At 56.9% G+C, this 21,004-nt stretch carries 20 protein-coding genes; 8 read left to right on the top strand and 12 right to left on the bottom strand.

Annotated elements, in window-relative coordinates; translation table 11 throughout:
- The first annotated feature begins 5 nt into the window (after window positions 1–5).
- From ABO_RS12130 to ABO_RS12120, 3 genes are all read left to right on the top strand, one after another.
- Window positions 6–1,370 (top strand): cobyrinate a,c-diamide synthase, encoded by a 1,365-nt coding sequence (locus tag ABO_RS12130; RefSeq protein WP_035461740.1) that lies wholly within the window; start codon window positions 6–8, stop codon window positions 1,368–1,370.
- Window positions 1,363–1,974, top strand: a complete 612-nt coding sequence (gene cobO, locus ABO_RS12125) for a cob(I)yrinic acid a,c-diamide adenosyltransferase (protein ID WP_011589640.1) — start codon at window positions 1,363–1,365, stop codon at window positions 1,972–1,974. The genes ABO_RS12130 and cobO overlap by 8 nt, the downstream gene beginning before the upstream one ends.
- 121 nt (window positions 1,975–2,095) lie before the next feature.
- Entirely contained in the window at window positions 2,096–3,541 is a 1,446-nt protein-coding gene (locus tag ABO_RS12120) for a cobyric acid synthase (RefSeq protein ID WP_011589639.1), read from the top strand.
- A gap of 97 nt (window positions 3,542–3,638) precedes the next feature.
- On the opposite strand, the gene murI is transcribed toward ABO_RS12120, so the two are convergent.
- Window positions 3,639–4,460, bottom strand: coding sequence for a glutamate racemase (gene murI / locus ABO_RS12115; protein ID WP_231483545.1), 822 nt, complete (start codon window positions 4,458–4,460; stop codon window positions 3,639–3,641).
- A 111-nt stretch (window positions 4,461–4,571) separates the two neighbouring features.
- On the bottom strand, window positions 4,572–5,060 hold the full coding sequence (locus ABO_RS12110) for an FKBP-type peptidyl-prolyl cis-trans isomerase (protein WP_011589637.1): 489 nt from the start codon (window positions 5,058–5,060) through the stop codon (window positions 4,572–4,574).
- Between the two features lie 203 nt (window positions 5,061–5,263).
- On the opposite strand from ABO_RS12110, the gene moaA reads away from it, so the two are divergent.
- Window positions 5,264–6,277, top strand: a complete 1,014-nt coding sequence (moaA, locus tag ABO_RS12105) for a GTP 3',8-cyclase MoaA (protein WP_011589636.1) — start codon at window positions 5,264–5,266, stop codon at window positions 6,275–6,277.
- Window positions 6,278–6,333: 56 nt separating this feature from the next.
- Window positions 6,334–6,978, top strand: coding sequence for a carbonate dehydratase (can, locus tag ABO_RS12100; RefSeq protein ID WP_011589635.1), 645 nt, complete (start codon window positions 6,334–6,336; stop codon window positions 6,976–6,978).
- Window positions 6,979–7,169: 191 nt separating this feature from the next.
- On the opposite strand, the gene ABO_RS12095 is transcribed toward can, so the two are convergent.
- The 8 genes from ABO_RS12095 to ABO_RS12060 all read right to left on the bottom strand — a co-directional run bounded on the left by ABO_RS12095 (window position 7,170) and on the right by ABO_RS12060 (window position 15,112).
- Window positions 7,170–7,904 (bottom strand): copper resistance protein B, encoded by a 735-nt coding sequence (locus ABO_RS12095; RefSeq protein ID WP_011589634.1) that lies wholly within the window; start codon window positions 7,902–7,904, stop codon window positions 7,170–7,172.
- Window positions 7,901–9,823 (bottom strand): copper resistance system multicopper oxidase, encoded by a 1,923-nt coding sequence (locus ABO_RS12090; RefSeq protein ID WP_011589633.1) that lies wholly within the window; start codon window positions 9,821–9,823, stop codon window positions 7,901–7,903. Before ABO_RS12090 ends, ABO_RS12095 begins: the two co-directional genes overlap by 4 nt.
- A 35-nt stretch (window positions 9,824–9,858) precedes the next feature.
- Window positions 9,859–10,242, bottom strand: coding sequence for a hypothetical protein (locus ABO_RS12085; RefSeq protein ID WP_011589632.1), 384 nt, complete (start codon window positions 10,240–10,242; stop codon window positions 9,859–9,861).
- Window positions 10,239–10,901: a LysE family translocator gene (locus ABO_RS12080; RefSeq protein WP_011589631.1), complete on the bottom strand. Its 663-nt coding sequence runs from the start codon at window positions 10,899–10,901 to the stop codon at window positions 10,239–10,241. Before ABO_RS12080 ends, ABO_RS12085 begins: the two co-directional genes overlap by 4 nt.
- A gap of 149 nt (window positions 10,902–11,050) precedes the next feature.
- A complete protein-coding gene (locus ABO_RS12075; protein WP_011589630.1) occupies window positions 11,051–11,545 on the bottom strand; it encodes a DUF411 domain-containing protein in 495 nt (164 codons plus the stop codon).
- 50 nt (window positions 11,546–11,595) lie between these two features.
- Window positions 11,596–11,955 (bottom strand): cupredoxin domain-containing protein, encoded by a 360-nt coding sequence (locus ABO_RS12070; protein WP_011589629.1) that lies wholly within the window; start codon window positions 11,953–11,955, stop codon window positions 11,596–11,598.
- Window positions 11,952–12,605: a class I SAM-dependent methyltransferase gene (locus tag ABO_RS12065; protein WP_011589628.1), complete on the bottom strand. Its 654-nt coding sequence runs from the start codon at window positions 12,603–12,605 to the stop codon at window positions 11,952–11,954. Before ABO_RS12065 ends, ABO_RS12070 begins: the two co-directional genes overlap by 4 nt.
- Window positions 12,602–15,112, bottom strand: a complete 2,511-nt coding sequence (locus ABO_RS12060) for a heavy metal translocating P-type ATPase (RefSeq protein WP_011589627.1) — start codon at window positions 15,110–15,112, stop codon at window positions 12,602–12,604. Before ABO_RS12060 ends, ABO_RS12065 begins: the two co-directional genes overlap by 4 nt.
- Window positions 15,113–15,340: 228 nt before the next feature.
- Between ABO_RS12060 and ABO_RS12055 the strand changes: the two genes are divergently transcribed.
- Complete coding sequence (locus ABO_RS12055; protein ID WP_011589626.1) at window positions 15,341–15,940, top strand: outer membrane beta-barrel protein; 600 nt, start codon at window positions 15,341–15,343, stop codon at window positions 15,938–15,940.
- Window positions 15,941–16,201: 261 nt separating this feature from the next.
- Here the strand turns inward: ABO_RS12055 and ABO_RS12050 are convergent, their stop codons facing one another.
- Both ABO_RS12050 and ABO_RS12045 read right to left on the bottom strand, forming a co-directional pair.
- Entirely contained in the window at window positions 16,202–17,173 is a 972-nt protein-coding gene (locus tag ABO_RS12050) for an imelysin family protein (RefSeq protein ID WP_041705089.1), read from the bottom strand.
- 12 nt (window positions 17,174–17,185) lie between these two features.
- The gene (locus ABO_RS12045) at window positions 17,186–17,839 is read right to left on the bottom strand and encodes an HAD family hydrolase (protein WP_011589624.1); all 654 of its coding nucleotides are present in this window, start codon (window positions 17,837–17,839) and stop codon (window positions 17,186–17,188) included.
- 200 nt (window positions 17,840–18,039) lie between these two features.
- Here ABO_RS12045 and ABO_RS12040 point away from each other — a divergent pair, with 200 nt between their 5' ends.
- Window positions 18,040–18,573, top strand: a complete 534-nt coding sequence (locus tag ABO_RS12040) for an RNA pyrophosphohydrolase (RefSeq protein ID WP_046962371.1) — start codon at window positions 18,040–18,042, stop codon at window positions 18,571–18,573.
- Window positions 18,566–20,839, top strand: a complete 2,274-nt coding sequence (gene ptsP, locus ABO_RS12035; protein WP_011589622.1) for a phosphoenolpyruvate--protein phosphotransferase — start codon at window positions 18,566–18,568, stop codon at window positions 20,837–20,839. Before ABO_RS12040 ends, ptsP begins: the two co-directional genes overlap by 8 nt.
- The last annotated feature ends 165 nt before the right edge of the window (window positions 20,840–21,004 follow it).

The following is a 21,004-nucleotide window of genomic DNA, read 5'->3' as shown; positions in this document are numbered from 1 at the left end:
ACCCGATGACAACCTTATTTAATGCCTCGGTGCCGGCAGCGCTGATTAGCGCGCCGGGGTCCGGTCAGGGAAAATCACTGATTACCGCCGCACTGGCCAGGTTGCACCGCAATGCGGGGCGTCGGGTTCGTGTGTTTAAGTTCGGGCCGGACTATCTGGATCCCATGATTCTGGAACAGGCCAGCGGTGCGCCGGTTTACCAGCTACAACCGTGGATGACCGGTGAGGAGGAGTGCCGTTGGCGCCTGGCCCAGGCTGCAGAAGAGGCGGATTTGATTCTGGTAGAAGGCGCCATGGGGCTATTTGATGGCACTCCCTCCAGTGCTGATCTGGCGGTGTTGGCAGGTATCCCGGCGTTGCCAGTGATTGATTCCTGGGGCATGGCGCAAACCTTCGGTGCGATCGCTTTGGGGCTGGCCAGTTACCGCGATGACCTGGTGGTGAATGAGGTTATTGCCAACCGGGTGGCGAGCCAGCGTCATGGTGACTTGGTACGTGAAGGGATGCCTGCGGGCATGACCTTGCTGGGCTCGGTGCCACGGCACGCGGCCATGACATTACCCGAACGGCACCTTGGGCTGGTGCAAGCGAATGAGTTGGCGGATCTGGATACGCTTTTGGATGAGGCGGCGGCGGTGTTGCAAGACGCGGGCTTGGATCGACTTCCACACGCGGTGAGTTTTTCCGCCGCCGCGCCTGCGCCATTGCCTGCTTTGCTGAAGGGGTGTCGCATTGGTATCGCTCGGGATGCGGCTTTCGCGTTTATTTACCCTGCCAATCTTGATTTGCTTCGTGAGCTGGGAGCCGCGCTGACGTTCTTTTCCCCGTTGCAAGACACGACATTGCCCGAGGTGGACGCGCTATGGCTACCGGGCGGTTACCCGGAACTGCACGGTGAAACGCTGGCCATGAATACGGCCATGGGTGAGGCCATTCGAGATCATCACCATGCGGGCAAACCGATTCTGGCGGAGTGCGGTGGGTTAATGAGTTGTATGGCAACGTTGGTAGACGGTGATGAAAAGCGCCATGCCGGTTTCGGGCTGTTGCCGGGTGAAGCGTTTTTGACCAAGAAACGGCACGGGCTGGGAATGCAGGCGCTGGTAACGCCGCGAGGTGAACTTCGCGGGCATACTTTCCACCACGGCAGTTTGTCCACGCCACTGACGCCGGCCATTTTTAGCCGCAAGCAAACAGGTACAGAAGGCGAAGCGGTTTATCAGGACAAGGGCCTGGTGGCGAGTTTCTTTCATGGCTATTTCCCTTCGGCTCCGCAGATTGTGGCGGATATTTTTAGCGGACAATTCCGCACCGACACACTTTCCCCTGATCACAATGCCCCTTCTCGAACAGGACACGACCATGCGTGATGATGCGAAAACCCCAGAGCGCCATGCTTACCGCATGGCAAAGAAACAGGAAATCATGCAGCAACGGATTGCTCGCGCGGATAAGGATCAGGGCATTCTTCTGGTGCTCACCGGGCCGGGCAAAGGAAAAAGCAGTTCCGGTTTTGGCATGCTGGCCAGAGCATTGGGCCATGGCATGAAAGTGGGCGTGGTGCAGTTTATTAAAGGGGCGTTCAGTACCGGAGAAGACGCCTTTTTCCGTGATCAGCCGAACGTGGATTACCACGTGATGGGGGAAGGCTATACCTGGGATACCCAGGACCGCGAGCGGGACGTGGCGGCAGCCGGTGCTGCGTGGGAGATTGCCCGTGCCATGCTGCGCGACGACAGCTATCACATGGTGTTGCTCGATGAGCTCAATATTGCTCTTCGTTACGAATACCTGGATTTAGACCGGGTGCTGGACGACCTGCAAAACCGCCCGGCCATGCAGCACGCCATTGTCACCGGTCGCTATGCTCCCAAACAATTAATCGAACTCGCCGATACCGTTACGGAAATGAAAGTGGTGAAGCATGCGTTTAAGGATTTAGGAGTTCGAGCGCAGAAGGGCGTCGAGCTGTGAAGGGCCTTTTGACGTTCAAATGTTCGGAAAAAATACGGGGCGAGTGGGCCGGCAAGGTCACTGTAGGTGCTGGGTTGCGCTTCAAGTTTGAGATTGTAACGTTCAAGGTAAGGTTTTCTCCGTGGCGACTCTGATGGTGCAAGGCTGCACATCGGATGCGGGAAAGAGCACGGTGGTCGCGGCGTTGTGCCGCTGGTTTGCCCGGCGTGGATATTCGGTGGCGCCGTTTAAACCGCAGAACATGGCACTGAACAGTGCTGTGACCGTGGATGGGGGTGAGATTGGTCGTTCTACCGCGTTGCAGGCGTTGGCTTGCGGGGTCGCGCCGCACAGTGACATGAACCCTGTATTGCTCAAGCCACAAACGGATATGGGCGCCCAGGTTATTATTCGCGGCAAGGTGTTGGGCAATATGCAGGCACTGGATTATCACGCCTACAAGAACACCGCCAGTGAGGCGGTGCTGGCGGCCTGGCAGGACTTGTCTTCCCGGTTTGATGTGATCATCGCTGAAGGCGCTGGCAGCCCGGCGGAGATTAATCTGCGAGATAACGACATCGCTAACATGGGGTTTGCCGAAAGGGTGGACTGCCCGGTGATTGTGGTGGCGGATATTGATCGCGGCGGTGTCTTTGCGCATCTTACCGGTACCCTGGATTTACTGTCTGAAAGTGAACAAAAACGAACCCTGGGGTTTGTGATTAATCGTTTTCGTGGCGACCTGTCTTTATTGCAGGGTGGGCTGGATTGGTTGGAGGAGCGTACTGGCAAGCCAGTGTTTGGGGTGTTGCCTTATTTGCATGGCCTGACTCTGGATGCGGAAGATGCGGTGGATGAACAGGGCGCGCATGACGTGGGTGCTTTCAATGTGGTGGTGCCTCTGTTGCCGCGTATGAGTAACCACAACGACTTTGACCCTCTGCGATTACATCCGCAGGTGAATTTGCAATTCGTAAAGATGGGGGAGGCTTGGCCGTCGGCAGACCTGATCATTCTGCCGGGCAGCAAGGCTACCCGTGCGGATTTGGCTTTCCTGCGCCAGCAGGGCTGGGACAAGCAGATCGAAAAGCACCTGCGTTACGGCGGCAAAGTGCTAGGCATTTGTGGTGGCTTTCAAATGTTGGGAGAGCGCATCGACGACCCGGAGGGGTTAGAAAGTGATGCGGGAAGTAGTGCCGGGCTTGGCTGGTTATCCATGACCACTCGATTGATTTCCGGTAAACAGCTACGAAATGTCGAAGGCCGTTTTGTTGCCGCTGACACCCTGATTCGCGGGTATGAAATCCACAATGGCCTTACTCAGGGCGAAGCATTAAAGCATCCTATGCTGGTTCTGGAGGGTAGGGATGATGGCGCCATGAGCGAGGATGGGCGGGTGATGGGGTGTTACCTGCATGGCCTGTTTGATGTTCCCGACAGTTGCAATACCATACTCGAATGGGCGGGCCTGAAAAGCCAGCGCAGTGTGGATTATGCGGTCCATCGAGAGCAACAGCTGGATCGCCTGGCCGATATGCTGGAGGAACACTTGGATATGACGCGGTTAAAGCAATGCATGGGGAGCTAGCTCGAATAGCGTGCCTGACTTTTTCTCAGCGCCAAACCGGGCGCCCTGTATTTTTTCAGTAACGTTTCGTTGCCTAAAGATTCGAGCAATACACCGATTAGCGCATCGTGTTTATCGTTACGCTGCCGTCCCACAAGCGTTTAATTTGTTGATCCGCCAGTTCGTTGGCCGCACTGCTCCAGAATGCCATTTGCCCGGGGGCCACGCTGGTAGAAAGGCGGTTAGCGTTTTGCAGGCGCCGAAGGGTCTCTCGGGCCACGGCTATGTCGGTGTTAACGACCTGGATTCCCGCCCCAGCAATGCGACGAATCACCGGTGCCAAAAACGCATAATGCGTACAGCCCAGGACAATATGATCTGCGCCTTTTTCAATCAGTGGGGCCACATAGCGGGCCACCAGTGCTTGTGTTTTTTCACTGTCCAAATCGAGCACTTCAATTTGTTCAACCAGCCCGGGGCAGGGCTGGATTTCCACACATACACTTTCTGAGAATAGCCGGCTCAAATTGTTGAAGGACTCGCTTTTTAGGGTCTGACTGGTGGCCAGTACCCCGATAACGCCACTTTTGCTTTTCAGGGCGGCGGGTTTAATGCCTGGTTCCACGCCGATGATGGGCAGGGTGTAATCGGCACGCAGCTGCCGAATAGCCGAGACGGTGGCGGTATTGCAGGCCACCACGATGGCTTTCGCGTTATTGTCTATGAGAAACCGGGTAATCGTATCTGCCCGTTGCTGAATGTAATGCTCGGCCTTTTCTCCGTAGGGCGCATGAACAGAGTCCGCCACATAGAGCAGGTTTTCGTGGGGCAGCAGTTCGCGAATGCGGCGGGCGATGGACAAGCCGCCGATGCCAGAGTCGAAGACGCCAATGGGGCCGGGGTGGGTCATACGGATATTCGGGTGGGAGCGAAGAGCCAAGGATATACCAAGACGGGACGATGTAGGAGGCCTGCAGTGCCAACCTGTTGCCGCCGTAGAGCGGTAAAAAAAGGCTCCCGTAGGAGCCTCTTTTCTGCGAGCCGTCAGCGATCAGTGATCGTGACCTTCCGGGCCGTGTACGTGGCCGTGCTCTTTTTCTTCGTCGGACGCTTCGCGTACGTCAGTCACTTCCACGGCGAAGTTCAGCGTTTCACCTGCCAGTGGGTGGTTACCATCGACGGTCACTTCATCGCCATCAATGGCGGTGATGGTGAAAACGCGATCGCCCGCTTCGGTTTGCGCCTGGAACTGCATACCTGGCTGCAGGTTGTCTTCGTTGCCTTCAAAGGCAGTCTTCGGCACCTGCTGAATCAGCTGCTCGTGACGCTCGCCGTAGCCTTCTTCCGGAGTAACCGTGACATCCAGCTTGTCGCCAGAGACTTTGCCTAGCAGGGCATTTTCCAGGCCCGGAATGATGTTGCCGGCGCCGTGCAGGTACGCCAAGGGCTCGCCACGCTCAATGGAAGAATCGATGGTTTCACCGGCGTTGTTGGTCAGGGTGTAGTGGATGGACACTACGGCATTTTCAGAAATTTGCATGGAAACCCTTTAGGGGTAGATGAATTCGGAATAAGGAACGTGTCGGTCATGACGCTTGAGTGGCCTGACCGCGTTCTGTATTCAGGTCGGCGGACATTCTAACAAGACCGGCAAGGGCCTGACCAACTGGAGCTAGCCTGGCCCGACGGGCGTTAGGAGGAGTCGCTTGCCCAGGTTGGCCCCGCATTTGCTACAGTAGCGGCATGAATGCTGATGTTTCCACCGACAATCCAGTCCTGCAGGACCGCTTCGGGCGCGCCATTGATTATGTGCGGCTGTCGGTGACGGACCGCTGTGATTTTCGCTGTGTGTACTGTATGGCGGAGGATATGACCTTTGTGCCCCGCGATCAGGTGCTGACTCTGGAGGAGATGAGTCGGTTGGCCCGGGTGCTAGTGCGGTTGGGGGTCAAGCGTATTCGGTTAACTGGCGGCGAGCCGTTAGTGCGCCGTGATGTGGCGCATTTGGTGCGCGATATTGGTGCCATCGAGGGCCTGCGTGAACTGAATATGACCACCAATGGGGCTGGGCTGACTCGGCACGCGGTGGCCCTGAAGGCTGCCGGGCTCAATCGGCTGAATATCAGCCTGGATTCGCTGGATCCGGAGCGATTCAAGGCGCTTACCCGTACCGGGAATTTGGTTCAAGTGCTGGCAGGAATCGATGCGGCCAGGGCCGCCGGTTTTGAACGCATCAAACTCAACAGCGTGATCATGCGAGGCCGTAATCACGACGAGGTGCCGGCGCTGGTAGATTTCGCTCTAGCGCGGGGCTTGGATATTTCCTTTATTGAGGAGATGCCTCTCGGGCAGATCACCGAACACGACCGGGAACTGGCCTTTGTGTCCTCGGCGGAGCTGCGTGAACAGCTGTCTGCACGGCTTGAATTGGTGCCGCTGGCAGAAAAAACGGGAGGGCCGTCACGCTACTGGCAAGCGCCCGGGAGTAACAGTCGCATCGGCTTTATTTCACCCCACTCACAAAACTTTTGCCATTTGTGTAATCGAGTGCGGATTACGGCCGAGGGGCGTATGCTTTTGTGCCTAGGCCATGAGCACAGTGTGGATTTACGCGCGGTGCTGCGCGCCTATCCGGATGACGATACTCCTCTTCGCGAAGCCATTGTGGATGCCATGGCCATCAAGCCCGAGCGCCACGACTTCAGCCTGGAGCCGGGTGAGCAGTTGGTACGGTTTATGAATATGACAGGGGGCTAGCGCGCCGATAGGTTGCGGGCTGCCTGTAGAGTGAATGCGCAAAAAAGCGAGGAACGATGAAATCCCTACCTGATTTGTTTTCCAACAACGAAAAATGGCGCCACGAAATCGAAGAGCGCCACCCCGGGTTTTTCAAAGCCCTGGGGGCGCAACAGAACCCTGAATATTTGTGGATCGGTTGTGCGGACTCCCGGGTGCCTGCCAATGAAGTGGTGGGCATGATGCCCGGTGAGCTATTCGTTCATCGCAATGTGGCTAACCTGGTTAACCATACGGATTTGAATCTGCTATCGGTGTTGCAGTTCGCCGTGGATGTTTTAAAGGTGAAACACATCATGGTGGTGGGCCATTATGGATGTGGTGGGGTGAAGGCCTCCATGGAGGATGAGCCCCATGGCTTGATCGATAATTGGCTGCGCCAAGTGCGTGAACTGTACTTGCGTAATCGCAAGAACCTGGCCGGGCTCGATGACCAGGCACGCTTGGACAAGATGTGCGAATTGAACGTTGCTCGGCAGGTAATCAATGTGTCGAATACCACGGTGGTGCAGGAAGCTTGGCGCCGTGATCAGGCGTTGACCATTCACGGCTGGATTTACGGTATCGGTGATGGCCATCTGCGGGATCTGGATATTCAGATTCAGGACAACAGCGAGCTGCGCACTCTGGAAACTGAAGAATACGATAGCTGTTCAGGCTAAAGCTACAAACAGCTCGATAGGAAACTGGAACGTTTCCCCGTCTGTTTTTTTACCGAGCACCTGTCGCCGTTGCCTTCCAGAGGGAGGATGTCGCGGTTGCCCGAAACGTTAGAGGGGCAAATTCCAGGATTGAAATTTGCCCCTTCGGTCGCTTGCTCTGCGAGGCTCGCTTGCCGGTAAGCTTGTCGATATCAGAACCAGATGCGCAGCCCGGCGACGATGATGCCCTGTTCGGTTTTCTCGCCATTGGCCTGCGCTATGTCGGCGGTGTCGCCGTATAACTTTTCCCAATGCACACCGATATACGGTGCGATTTCTCGGCGAATTTCGTAGCGTAATCGCAGGCCTGCTTCGATATCCGTCAGGCCGTTACCGATACCCCGTTTGTCGTCGTCCTTGCCGTAGAGGTTGGTCTCTAGGTTGGGAACCAGGACCAGCCTCTGGGTAAGCATCAGCTCGTATTCCGCTTCTATGCGCAGGTTGGTTAGGCCGTCTTCGCCTACAAACAGGTTGGCATCGACCTCGAACCAATACGGCGCAATGCCTTGTACTCCTACGCTGACCCAGTCGCGACTGGGGTCGTTCGGCTGCCAGTCCCGGCGTACCCCTAATTGCCCGTCCCAGAAGGGGGCGAAGGCGTGGTTCCAGGCCAGGCGGGTCTCTGCGCTTTCGGTGCTGGGGTCTTCGTCATCGTGCTCCGGCACCATCAATCGCTCTCCTTCTGTGGAGAAGAATAGCTTGTTGATGTCGCCGCCATGCCAGGCGCTGGCTTCCCAGGCCATCACGGTGCCGTCGTCGCTATCGCGGGCTTCCAGCTGGTCGACGATTATGCGGGTGAAGCGTGGTTCCTTTTTATTCATAGCCGTGGCCGGTGAGGCGGTGGCAAGGATGACGATACTGGCAAGAAAAGTGAGCGATTTTTTCATGGTTGCTTCACTCCGTTCATGCGGTGGGCCCCATGCATTGCGTGGTCGCCGTTGGGCGCTGGCGGGTGGGCGTTTTCAACCACACGAACCTCGCGGAACATGCCGGCCTCCATGTGGTAGAGAAGGTGGCAATGATAGGCCCAACGCCCGAGCGCATCAGCGCGTACTAGGTAGCTGAGTTTTTCGCCCGGTTTGACGGTAATGGTGTGCTTGCGCAGCAGTTTGCCTTCCCCCAGTTCCAGGTCACTCCATAGTCCGTGTAGGTGGATGGGGTGGGTCATCATGGTGTCGTTCACCAGGGTGATGCGCACCCGCTCGTGGTGGAACAGCGTCAAGGGCACGGAGTCGGCAAATTTAATGCCGTTAAAGCTCCACATGTAACGGTCCATGTTACCGGTCAGGTGCAATACAATTTCCCGGTCCGGATGAAGACTGTCGATAGGGGTGTTGTTGGGCGTGTCGCTCAGGGTTTCTAGATCTGCATAGGTGAGCACTTTCCAGTCCCGGTTGCGCAAGCCAATGCCTGGGTCGTTAAGCATCGCCCCCGGCGCCATGGCGCGCATGTCGACACCGGGGCCGAATTCGCTGGCTGCATGTTCGATGGCGCTGTTGCGCGGCGGTAAATCCGGGTTGTTGTCGTTAACGGCAAAGGGCACGGGCTTGGTGTCGCTGTGGCCCATGGTGTGGTGATCCATGCTGTCCATCTTCATGTCGGCGTGGGTCATATCGCCATGGTGCATATCACCGTGGGCTCTTCCCTTTGCATTCATTGACGGCGAACCCATGGCGCCCATGCCCATTTCGGTATGGCCTAACGGTGGCGGTGCATCCATGTTCGGGACCGCGGCAGTCATGGCGGGGTCCGGGGTCAAAGTGCCGCGGCTGAAGCCACTCCGGTCGATGCTCTGTGCGAATAGGGTGTACGCCCGGTCTGCTCGGGGCGCCACGATTACGTCTAAGGTTTCCGCTACCCCTAGCCTGACTTCATGGAAGTCCACCGGTTTTACCGGTTGGCCGTCCATGGCGACCACGGTCATGTCCAGGCCCGGGATGCGAATATCAAAGAAGGTCATGGCACTGGCGTTGATAAAGCGCAGGCGGATACGTTCGCCGGGCTTGAACTGGCAGGTCCAGTTGTCGGCAGGGCTTTGGCCATTCATCAAGTAGGTGTAGGTATAACCCGTCACATCCGCCAGGTCGCTTTGGCTCATGCGCATGGTGTTCCACATGTGGCGGTCTTTGAGTGTGTCGATAACACCTTTTTTGCGAAAGTCGCGCAGGGTGTCGAACACGGTGCGTTCATTGAAATTGTAGTAGTGGCTGAGCTTTTTCAGCGTGGCATACACATGGTGAGGATCTTCATCGCTCCAATCGGAGAGTAGAATCACCTCGTCTCGGTCAACCGTGTGCCGATCCGGTTCGCGCGGATCAATAATGATGGAACCATAAATTCCCGTTTGCTCCTGAAAGCCGGAATGGCTGTGATACCAGTAGGTGCCACTTTGCTTCACCGGAAAGCAATAGGTGAAGGTTTCACCGGGGGCGATACCGTCGAAAGACAATCCCGGCACGCCGTCCATTTCGAAGGGAAGTAGCAGGCCATGCCAGTGAATGGAGCTGGTTTCCGGTAACAGGTTGGTCACTTTGATCGTGACGGTGTCGCCTTCTTTCCAGCGCAGGGTAGGGCCGGGAATGCTGCCATTGATGGTGGTGGCCGGGCGAGCCTTGCCGGTGATATTGACATCGGCGCCGCCAAGCGTGAGGTGGAAGGTGTTGCCGGTAAGAACCGGTGCACCGGTGTGGCCCTGGCTGGCCAGTAGCTGACGGGCGTTAAGACCTACGCCGAGGCCAGCGGCACCCAGTGCTAGGCCCTGCACGAAACGGCGCCGTGGCAGAGAAATCTGCGATGGTGTTTTCATTTCCGTAATCCTGTTCGTTTGAGAAAGAGGTCAGCTCAAATGAACAGGGAGGGTGGGCGTAACGGCAACCGGTGGATGCCCGCGTGAATCGCACTGATCAGCGTTGCTGTGGCCGGGGGTGTAGAGAGAAAGGTGTCGCTATGAAACAGCGTATCGCTAGCGGCGGTGATTTGGCAGAGGGTAATGCACTGGCAGCTATCGCCGCCTGCGCAGTCTTGCATCGGCGCCATGTGGTGTTCGCTTTCCTGGGGTTCGGCCCCCTGGTGGCAAGGTGTTGTGGCGGTAGACGTCATGGCGCTGTCCGTGCCCAGCGGCATGGTCATGGTGTTGGCGGACAACAAGGTGCTCACGGCCATCAGAATGATGGCGAGCAAGGAGGCAATGGCTGCCCGACGTTGTTGTTGGCGCACACTGGTCATGCCGGCATTATTAACCTTGGGGCCACCCCAAGGTCAAGCAGGCTGTTGACGACCACACTGGCGGCAATGATCACCAGCAGTATTGCGGTGGCGCGTTCCACCCAGTGGTGATGCGCTCGTAACCAGGGCAAAAGACGGCTGCGTCCCAGCAGGATAGCCACCAGCACATACCAGCCACCATCGATGAAGATGGCAGTAAGCACCATCTGTGCGCGGGCCAGTTGGCCCATGTCGGCTTGCAGAAACTGGCTGAACAGCGCGAGAAAAAACAACGCGACTTTGGGGTTAAGGAAGGCCACAAGAAAACCATCGCGGGCGGCGCCATGGTGGGCCTCCACGTTGGTATCTAAGGGAGTGCTATTAAGGGGAGCGCGGCCCGCTTGCCAGCTTTTCCATGCCATCCACAGCAGAAACAGCGCGCCGGTGAGGCTGAACAGCAATTCTAGTTTGGGGTAACGGTGAAACAGCACGGCTAAGCCGGTGACGGTGGCGGTGGCCCAGAAACCCACGCCAATGGCGTGGGCAATGGCTGCAGTGACCCCCGCTTTATGGCCGCCCAGCAGGGTGTGGCGAGTGATCACGGCCAGGCTAATGCCCGGGGTTATGGCGCCAAGGGCGCAAACGCTAGCCAGCAGCAGCCAGTCGTGCAAAGAGAGCATGGAGAATCTCGTTAGGGGAAAGCGGGCACTGTAACGTGTTGCTATGACAGGTTGAAGGGTTACAGACTGCAAGCGAAAAGGCACGCGAGGCGTTGGCTAGTGAGGATGTTGCCGTGCCCATATTGTCGCTTGCAGCTTGGCGGTTTTGCTCAATTCCCCGGGTGGTGGCTAAACACCTGGGCGCCGTTTTCATCGAACAGCAGCACATCATAGGCGTCTTTGCGGTCGCCCATTTCCATTCCGGGTGAGCCTACGGGCATGCCGGGCACGGTGAGGCCTTTGCCTTCGGGGCGCTCTTTCAGCAAGCGATCCACGTCGCTGGCGGGCACATGCCCTTCAATGGCGTAGCCGTCGATAAAAGCCGTATGGCAGGAGCCGGTGCCGGGCAGGATGCCCGCTTTTTCTTTTATGGATTGCAGGTTTTGCTGCTCGTGGACATTCACCGTGTAACCGTTCGCTTCCATGTGTTCTACCCAGGCACCGCAGCAGCCGCAGGTGGGGGACTTATACACTTCCAATGTTTTGGTGGCATTGGCTGCGGTGGCGGGCGTTTGTTCCTGTGCCACGTCGGGCTTGGGTGGGGTGTTATCGCCGCAGGCGGCCAGCAATAGAGCGGTGAAGAGTGTGAGCAAGTATTTCATCATCGTTTCCTTCGTTGTTAATGCACCCCCCAGTTGGGGGGATTGGGCCGCGATTATTCGACGATCAGTGTGCCCTGATACATCTGCATTTGGCAGGTGAAGCGGTGCTCCCCGGCGGGCACGTTATCCAGCGTTAGGGTGGTGGTTTTTCCGGTTTCCAGAAATGCACTGGTATCGAGCCCCTGAAAGATCACCTGTTCGGCACAGGGAGAGGGGTCGCGCCGATCGAAATGCAGTGTCAGAGACTGCCCGCTTTTAGCGCGAATGGATGCTGGGGTGTAGACTCCGTCTTCGACGATAATGGTGGCTTCTTGCGTGGTGGCTTGCGCGGAGTTTTTACGGTGCGATAGCCAGAACCACCAGACCACCAGGGCCATCAAAATCAGGCCGACAAGATTGACGAGAAGACTCATGGTGTCGCCTCCTGGGGTTTGCGAGCGGTGAGTATTACCGACTGTTTGTGCATGGTCTCGCCGAGCACATCGACGCTGTCTTCGGCGAAGGTGTGCAGCGGGGTGTTGGTAAAGTGGGCTTGTTCTAGGGCCTGCTGTAACTCGGGGCCGTGATAGGTGGAAAAACCGTGTTTGAACACCGCCAAGCTGGCCATACTGTTGTGATCGCGAAAGCCCAGCACCAGAGTGCCGCCGGGGCGTAATAACAAATTCAGCACTTGCAGAGCAGGGAGCAGTGGCTGCCAGAAATAGACCACATTTATGGCAACGATGCGGTCCATACTGGCAGGAGCAAGTGGTGCTTGCGTCAGTTCGCCGTGGATGAAGGCAGCGCGAGTTTCGCCTAGGTAACGTTCGCGGGCACGCAAGACCATATCCCGAGAGGCATCTAATCCGGTGTAGTGCAGGTTGTTAGCCTGCGCTAATAAGCGAGGGAGATGGCCTGCGCTTCCCGGCCCGACTTCCAGAATCCGGTCGCCGTTAGCAGGGGCCAACGCCTGGTAGGCGGCGAGAATCACAGGGCGGTTTCGCACGTCCATATTGTCTGCGACTTTGTTGCCATCTTCACCGTTAGGGTGGCGCAGTTGTGCGGCAAGTTGCTCCGGGCTCATGCGCTTGTTCCCTGATGGTGTTTGGGTTTGAAAAACCGCAATCGGTTGGCGTTGGTGACGACGGTAACCGAGCTGAGCGACATCGCGGCCCCGGCGATCACAGGGCTAAGCAGATTGCCCGTGAGTGGATAGAGGATGCCGGCGGCCACTGGTACGCCCAGGCTGTTATACACAAAGGCACCAAACAGATTTTGTTTAATGTTGCGGACTGTGGCAGAAGAAATCGCCATGGCATCGGGAACGCCGTGTAGCGAGCCTCCCATCAAGGTGATGGCCGCGGATTCGATGGCTACGTCGGTGCCGGTGCCAATAGCAAAGCCCACATCGGCCTGGGCGAGAGCGGGGGCGTCGTTGATGCCATCACCGACCATGGCCACGGTGCGCCCTTCACTCTGCAATGCCTGGATTTTTTTCGCCTTGTCTTCCGGTAGCACTTCAGCCATCACTTCATCCACCCCGGCTTGTTCGGCAATGGCGTTGGCGCTGGCGGCAATGTCGCCGGTAATCATGATGACCTTTAATCCCTGATCTTTCAGGCGGGCGATGGCGGCTTTGGAATCGTCCTTGATACGATCCGCGACGCCGATGATGCCGAGCAGGGTGTTCGCTTCAGACAAAAACAGCGGCGTGACGCCCTTGTCGGTGAGAGAGGTGCTATCGAGGTTGATGTTTACCCCTTCGCTTTCTAGCCAGCGGCGGTTTCCTAGTCGATAGGTTTTGCCCTGGATGGTGGCGGTAACCCCCTTGCCGTTTAAAGCCTGGAATTCACTGGCGCTATCCAGTGATAGCTCTCGCTGCTTGCTCTCGTTGAGAATCGCCGTGGCCAGCGGGTGCTCCGACCCGCTTTCCACGCTGGCGGCAAGGGTTAGCACGGTGTCTTCTTGCTGGCCCTCATTGCAGACGATATCAGTGACGGCAGGTTTGCCTTCGGTGATGGTGCCGGTTTTGTCGAGGACAATGGTGTCCAGCTGGCTGCTAGTTTGTAGCGCTTCGCCCTGGCGAATCAGAATGCCGTATTCGGCGGCCTTGCCGACGCCCACCATCACCGACATGGGCGTGGCCAGGCCCAGTGCGCAGGGGCAGGCGATAATCAATACAGTGGTGGCGCTGATCAGCATATGGGTTAGCCGCGGTTCCGGGCCCACGTTGAACCACACCAGTGCCGCCGCGATGGCAATCAGCATAATGGTCGGGACAAAAATGGCCGACACCTGATCGGCAAGTCGCCCGATGGGTGGCTTGCTGCCTTGGGCTTTTTTTACCAGTGCGACGATGTGTGAAAGGGCGGTGTCTTTGCCGACGGCGGTGGCGGTATAAAGTAGCGTGCCGGCTTCGTTGAGTGTGCCGGCGCTGACCTTATCGCCAGGGGCTTTATTCACCGGCATGGGTTCACCGGTGAGCATGGATTCATCAATGCGGCTTTCGCCTTCTTCCACGGTGCCGTCCACAGCAATTTTTTCGCCAGGGCGAACCCGCAATTGATCGCCGGCCTGAACTTGCTCCACCGGGATATCCTGTTCCTCGCCATCGCGGATGACCCGTGCAGTTTTGGCGCCCAAATCCAGCAACCGTTTTACCGCGGCGCTGGTCTTGCCGCGGGCGCGAACTTCCAGTGCCTGGCCAAGATTGATGAGGCCGATAATCATGGCGCTGGCCTCAAAATACACATGGCGGGCGGCTTCCGGCAGGGCGCCGGGCAGTAATACCACCACCATGGAATACAGCCAGGCGGCACCGGTGCCCAGTGCGATCAGGGTGTCCATGTTGGCGTTATGGTTGCGAAAGGCTTTCCAGGCGCCGACGAAAAAGTGTCGGCCGGCGGTGGCCAGCACCGCGAGGGTGGCAACGCCGATACCCAGCCATACCCATTGGCTGGTTTCACCGGGGCGAACCATCATGTCACCACCGAGCAGGCCCCAGGCCATTAGTGGCACGCCCAGCCCAAGCCCTAGCCCCATGTGCCGCAGCAACTGGTGGTAATGTGCCCGCTCCTTGGCTTCCTGCTCTCCGTTATCCTCCTCGCGGGCTTCGCTGGCACCATAACCCGCGTCTTCTACCGCTTTAATGAGGGAGGCGGTGCTGGCGGAGCCGCTCACCTGAGCGGTGCGGTCGGCAAAATTCATATCCGCACTGTCGACCCCGGGTGTGTCACGCAGGGCGCTTTCGATGGTGCGCACGCAGGACGCGCAAGTGGCGCCGCTGATATTTAGCTGTATTGATTGCGGCTCCTGGGCGATCGGCTTACTGGCGGTGTTGTCATGGTCGGCGGGATTATTGTGTTCATGGTGAGCATCATCCGGGTTTACGCCGTAGCCGGCTTGTACCAGCGCCTCTTGAAGCGCACTGTGCGAGGCGGTGCCGGTGACGGACACCTGCTGGGACTCCAAATCCACCGTCACACGCTCCACGCCGGTGAGTGCTTCCAGTGCAGCGGTGATGGTGCGGCTGCATCCTTTGCAGGTCGCGCCGCGAATGGGCAGAGTTTGGGTGCGCGCTTGCGTCGACATGGAGGCTCCTGTGAAGCGGTTGAATCCCTGGGTGTCGTGTCAGGTTATTATTGTGACACCTGTGGGTAACCCCAAGGTCAACCGCATGCTACAAATTGCTGGTTGCATTGAAAATTTTTATAAAAACGTCATAAAAGTGGAACCATAACCATGCAGATCGCTCAATAAGAGCACATAGTGTGCTCCATCTTGTGATGCTGAACTTTTTGATATCAGTGAGGACGATTTATGTTTAAGAAAACACTGCTTATGTCAGGTCTTGCTCTTGCCGTTTCTGGCCCCGTCATGGCTGCGCAACAAACTACCGCTGTTCGCGATAACGGTTTCTCCTACAGCTACGGGCAATTGGCTTATGACCGTTGGGACCTGGATAACGATGTGGACGTGGATGCACTGAGTGCTGAAGGTTCTTTTGCGTTGGATGAGCATCTGTTTCTGCGTGGTGCTTTAGGCTTCTTCGATGGTGATTACGGCCACAATGGCGATCTCGACGGTACCCGTTTGTCCGGTGGTGTCGGTTTCCATACACCGCTGCAGCGTGGTCTGGATTTCGTTGGTAGCGCCGATATTATTTACGATGACCGTGATTATGATCCGGGCCGCTCCGATGACGAAATAGGTTTCGAGCTGCGTGGTGGTGTGCGTCATGCCACTACCGAGAAGTTGGAGTTGTCCGCGGGTTTGGCCTATCAGGACCTCTATGATGATGACTTGGGTGTTTATGGCCAGGGTCTGTTCAAGGTGAGCCAGGCGGTGGATTTGGGTGCACGAGTCATTGTTGGTGGTGATCGTGATACCTACGGCGTCTTCGGTCGCTATAACTTTTAAGGTCGATTGTTTGGCTTGGATGCAAAAAGCCCCGCCGCGTGAGACGTCGGTGGGGCTTTTTTGTGGTGGATTAGCGACAAGTTGCAAGCTACAGCACGGATAAACGCCTTGGCTTGATTTGGCGTTGTGCCCGCGCGCCCCTCTTCTTTTGTGGTTTGCGGGCTTTCAGTTTCGTGGGCCGATTTTAGCCGAAGGCACTGGCGTCTAAGGCCGTAAGCCGGGGGCTATCTTGGTGCTGGACGTCGCATTATTCCTTTGAGATTAACTCGACCTACTTTTGCTTGTGTCAGGTAGCGGGCGGGTGAAACTCACTGTGCTGAGCCAGGCTTGGATCGGAGCCCAGCCCTTTTCTTCGCTGTGCTTGATAGCATCGGCAATGCCCGGGTTGATCTGATCCCAGCGGGCCAATGTGTCGGGGTCCATGGTCTGCACGCCCGCAAGCAGGTTGGTGCTATTGAGGGCAGCGCTAAGTTCGGGAATTAGTAGCCCGCTTTCTTGTTCATCGGTTGAGTTGCTCAATGGCTGCCAGTGAGCCAGGACTCCTGTCAGGCCGCATTGCAGCGCTAGCTGATTCAGCGGCCGATTCAACGATAGCTGCTGGTGGTCGGCCACCAATTGCTCACCGGCGAGCTTCAGATATTGGCGGCGCCGAGCCGGCGCGCCCTTTTGGCCGATGAAGGAATCCAGCGCTTTGGGAGCCTCGGCAGTGCCGTTGAGTACCACTGCCATGGCGGCAAAACCGAGGCTGGCTTCCGCTGGATCGGTGGCGCCGTGCTGGCGCCGCAGGCTCTGGCGGGTCAGCTCTAGGCTTGGGTCGCTGATTAAGCCAGACTCCGGCCATTGAGGTAAGACGTCCAAGTAGCCAGGGTACAGTGGCCAGCTGTCCAGCTGAGTGAGGTTGACTTGGTGACGGGCACGTCCGTCTTGTTGGCAGGCGCGGCTGGCTAGTAATAAGTATTGGCTGGTAAAGCGCTGATACCAATGGGACAGCGCTTGGCGCAGAGCGGCCAGGTGTTGTTGATCAGGGATTCGCTCAAACTGAGCCAACGCCTGCTGCCATTCTGTGGCGGCGGTAGTAAAGCGTTCATCGGCCCTTTGTTGCCACTGTGCGGCAGGAATCTCTACTAGGTCGGTGGCGCTGGTCGGCCCGGGTGTTGTGTCAGCGTGTTCATCGATACTGCTGTCACAGGCCAATAGCAGGCTGGTTAGCAAAGCCATCAATAGAAAACGCATAAGCAATCCGGATTAACGCAGGCTGATAATGGGCCAGCCCTGTTCCCGAGCCTCACGCTCAAGAGTGCTGTCTGGGTCCACGGCTACCGGGTTGTCTACTTTACGTAGCAGTGGCAGGTCGTTGTGGGAATCGCTGTAGAACCAGCTATCTTCCAGCGTTTCATCGTTGGCTTTTAGCCACTCGGCGAGCCGCTCAACTTTACCTTCGCGGTAGCTGGGAGTGCCGGCTACGCTTCCGGTATAGCGCTCGCGGCGACACTCTGCCACGGTGGCAATCAAGTGGTCTACGCCAAGGCGCTCTGCCAGTGGGGCCGTGACGAAGTCGTTGGTAGCGGTGATGATCATTAGGGTATGGCCTTGGTCGCGGTGTTTCTGCAGCAGGGTTTCGGCCTTGGGCAGCCACATGCTGTCCAGCTTTTCTGCCAAAAACTGTTCACGCCAGAAATGCAGTTGGGCCATATCGTTATCGGCCAGCACGTTCAGAGAAAAACGCAGGTAGGCCATGATGTCCAAGCGGCCATGCTGGTAGTCCACGTAAAATTGGTCGTTGGTTTCTTTATAAAGCTGGGCGTCAACAATGCCTTTCTCTACCAGCCAGTCTCCCCACAGGTGGTCGGAATCGCAGCCAATCAGGGTGTTGTCCAGGTCGAAAATCGCGAGTGTCATGGCCTCTCCTTACGTGAAGAGCTCATTTTATGCGAAGCAGATGACAAGTCATACCGGTGGATTCATCACGCTCTACATTTGGTTTGGTGTGTTTGTTGCAGGGTTGTGCATTGATCGCAGGTTGCCCGGCAAGGTTTAATGGGCTGATAAGGAGCCAGAGTCCACGATTGCGCGAGGCTCGAAGGGACAAGATGACAGGCATTATTGATGACAAAGGATTTCGGCTGAATGTCGGAATTATTATTGCTGGCCAAGATGGTCGGGTGTTCTGGGGTCGCCGGGTTGGCAACCGCGATGCCTGGCAATTTCCGCAAGGCGGCATGATGCCGGGGGAAACCCCGGAAGAAACACTGTTTCGTGAACTGGAAGAAGAGGTGGGTCTGCTTCCTGAGCATGTGCATATCGTCGCCAGTACCGAAGGTTGGCTGACCTACCGGTTGCCACGTCGCTTTTTGCGCCGGCCTCGTAACCGCCCCCATTGCATCGGTCAACGCCAGAAATGGTTTTTACTGCAGCTGACAGCGGGAGAAGAAGCGATTGACCTGTTTACCAGTAATAGTCCGGAGTTTAAGGACTGGCGCTGGGTAAACTACTGGTACCCGATACAGAAGGTGGTGCATTTCAAACGTGGGGTCTATGCCCGAGCGTTGCGGGAATTAGCGCCGGCTCTGAAGAAAGGAAAGCGTACTCCTCATACTAATCAGACTGTGCCTGGAGACTCACCCGATGCTTGATACTCTTCGACGTATTGTTCAGGAAGTGAACAACGCGGCGGATATCCCCAGCGCGCTGGACTTGATGGCCAAGCGGGTACGCGATGCCATGGGTACAGAAGTGTGTTCAATCTACCTGCGTGATGAGGAAGAGCAGCGCTATATGCTGATGGCCTCGGAAGGGTTGAAGCGCGAGGCAGTGGGTAAGGTGAGCTTGGGCTTGTCGGAGGGCCTAGTGGGGCAGGTTGGTTTGCGTGAAGAGCCCATCAACCTGGAAGATGCCTTTACCCACCCCAAATTTCATTACCTGGCGGGAACCGGGGAAGATGCGTTCCACGCTTTCCTGGGCGTGCCGGTGATGCACCATGGCAAGGTGCTGGGGATCATGGTGGTTCAGCAGCGCGATGTGCGCCGCTTTGACCAGAGTGAAGAAGCCTTCCTGGTGACTATTTCTGCCCAATTATCAGCGGTGATTGCTCATGCCCATGCCTCGGGTGTGCTATTTGACCAGCTGGGTGGCGGCGCGGATCTTCCTAGTTTTTACGACGGGCTGCCGGGGTGCCCTGGCGCGGCTATTGGTTACGGCGTTCTGTTGTTTCCCGAGGCGGATTTGGCGTCGGTGCCGGACCGAGACGTTGAGGATGTGAGCGAAGAAATTTCCCGCTTGGACGATGCCCTGGTACGGGTGCGTCAGGAAATTCGTGATTTGGCCGAGCGGGCTTCCCGATCTCTGGGGGCTGAAGAGCAGGCGCTGTTTGATGTGTACCTGCGCATGCTGGACCGTCATGCTTTGCCCGCGGAAGTTATTGCGGCCATTCGTGAAGGGCAGTGGGCCCAGGGTGCGTTACGTACAGTGATCGATGTCCACGTGCATAATTTCGAAATGATGGACGATCCGTACCTGCGTGAGCGAGCTGCAGACGTGCGTGATTTGGGCCGCCGAGTGCTGGCTCAGCTGCAAAGCCAAACTCGCCGCCATATTATTTTTCCAGATGAATGCATTCTGCTCGGTGAAGATATTTCCGCTCCCATGTTGATGGAAGTGCCCCGTGAACGGGTGCGCGGGATTGTTACTACCCGTGGCTCGCGCAATTCGCATATGGCCATTGTTGCGAGAGCTATGGGCATTCCCACGGTGGTGGGTGCGCAGAATTTGCCGCTGAAAAAAATGGATGATAAGGAAATCATCGTTGATGGTTTTCGAGGGCGGGTGGTGGCCAATGCCTCGGCGGAGCTTAAACAGCAGTTCCAGGAAATTATCGCAGAGGAAGAGAGCCTCCAGGCGGGTTTAGAAAAGCTGCGTGACGAGCCAGCGCAAACCTTGGACGGTACGCGCATCACGTTGCAAGTGAATACTGGGTTGATGACCGATATCAACCGGTCACTGGAACGGGGCGCGGAAGGGGTGGGCCTGTACCGGACGGAAATTCCATTTATGGTTCGTGACCGGTTTCCGTCGGAAGAAGAGCAACGAGTGATTTATCGCGAGCAGCTGGCGGCATTTGCTCCGCACTCGGTGACCATGCGCACCCTGGATATCGGGGGCGATAAGTCGCTGAGTTATTTCCCTATAGAGGATGAAAACCCTTTTCTGGGCTGGCGCGGCATCCGTGTCACCCTAGATCATCCGGAAATTTTCATGGTGCAGGTGCGTGCCATGATCAAAGCCAGTGAAGGCCTGGACAATCTGCGCATTATGCTGCCCATGATTACCAGCGTGATTGAAGCGGAAGAAGCGCAACACCTGATCCATCGTGCTTGGCTTGAGGTTCGTGACGAGGGGTTGGATGTATCCATGCCGCCGGTGGGTGTGATGATCGAAGTGCCGGCCTCGGTGTACCAGGCTCGGGCGCTGGCCCAACGGGTGGATTTTTTGTCCGTTGGCACCAATGACCTGACCCAATACCTGTTGGCGGTGGACCGCAACAACCGGCAGGTGGCATCACTCTATAATTCCTATCACCCGGCGGTCCTGCATGCATTGATGCATGTGGTAGAGCAGGCTCGAGAAGAACACACTCCCGTGTCAGTTTGTGGTGAGATGGCAGGGGAGCCTAGCGCCGCCCTGCTGTTAATGGCCATGGGGGTGGATGTGCTGTCCATGAATGCGTCCAACCTGTTGAAGGTAAAAGCCGCTATTCGGCAAGTGGATATCAGCTTTGTTCGCCGCCTTCTCAATGAAGTGCTGGCCATGGATAACGGTGAAGTAATCGGTTCTTACGTGGATCTACAGCTCACCAAGGCTGGTCTTGGCGAGCTGTTGCGAAATCGAAAGGTGCTGGCCTGATGCGAACGCTATGCATATCGACCAATTAAATAAAACTAATCGAGAGAGCGTCATGACCGGCACCTCTCGTTGCGCTTTATCGATAGATGGGCACGCTCCTTTAACATCGCGTTGTGCCTCGAATGGGTTGATTACGAACCATCCGCAAAGGTTGATCGTGCAAGG

The sequence above is a fragment of the Alcanivorax borkumensis SK2 genome, assembly GCF_000009365.1.
Classification (GTDB): domain Bacteria; phylum Pseudomonadota; class Gammaproteobacteria; order Pseudomonadales; family Alcanivoracaceae; genus Alcanivorax; species Alcanivorax borkumensis.
Note: the sequence above shows the minus strand (reverse complement) of the source record. Positions and strands in the feature narration are given on the sequence as shown.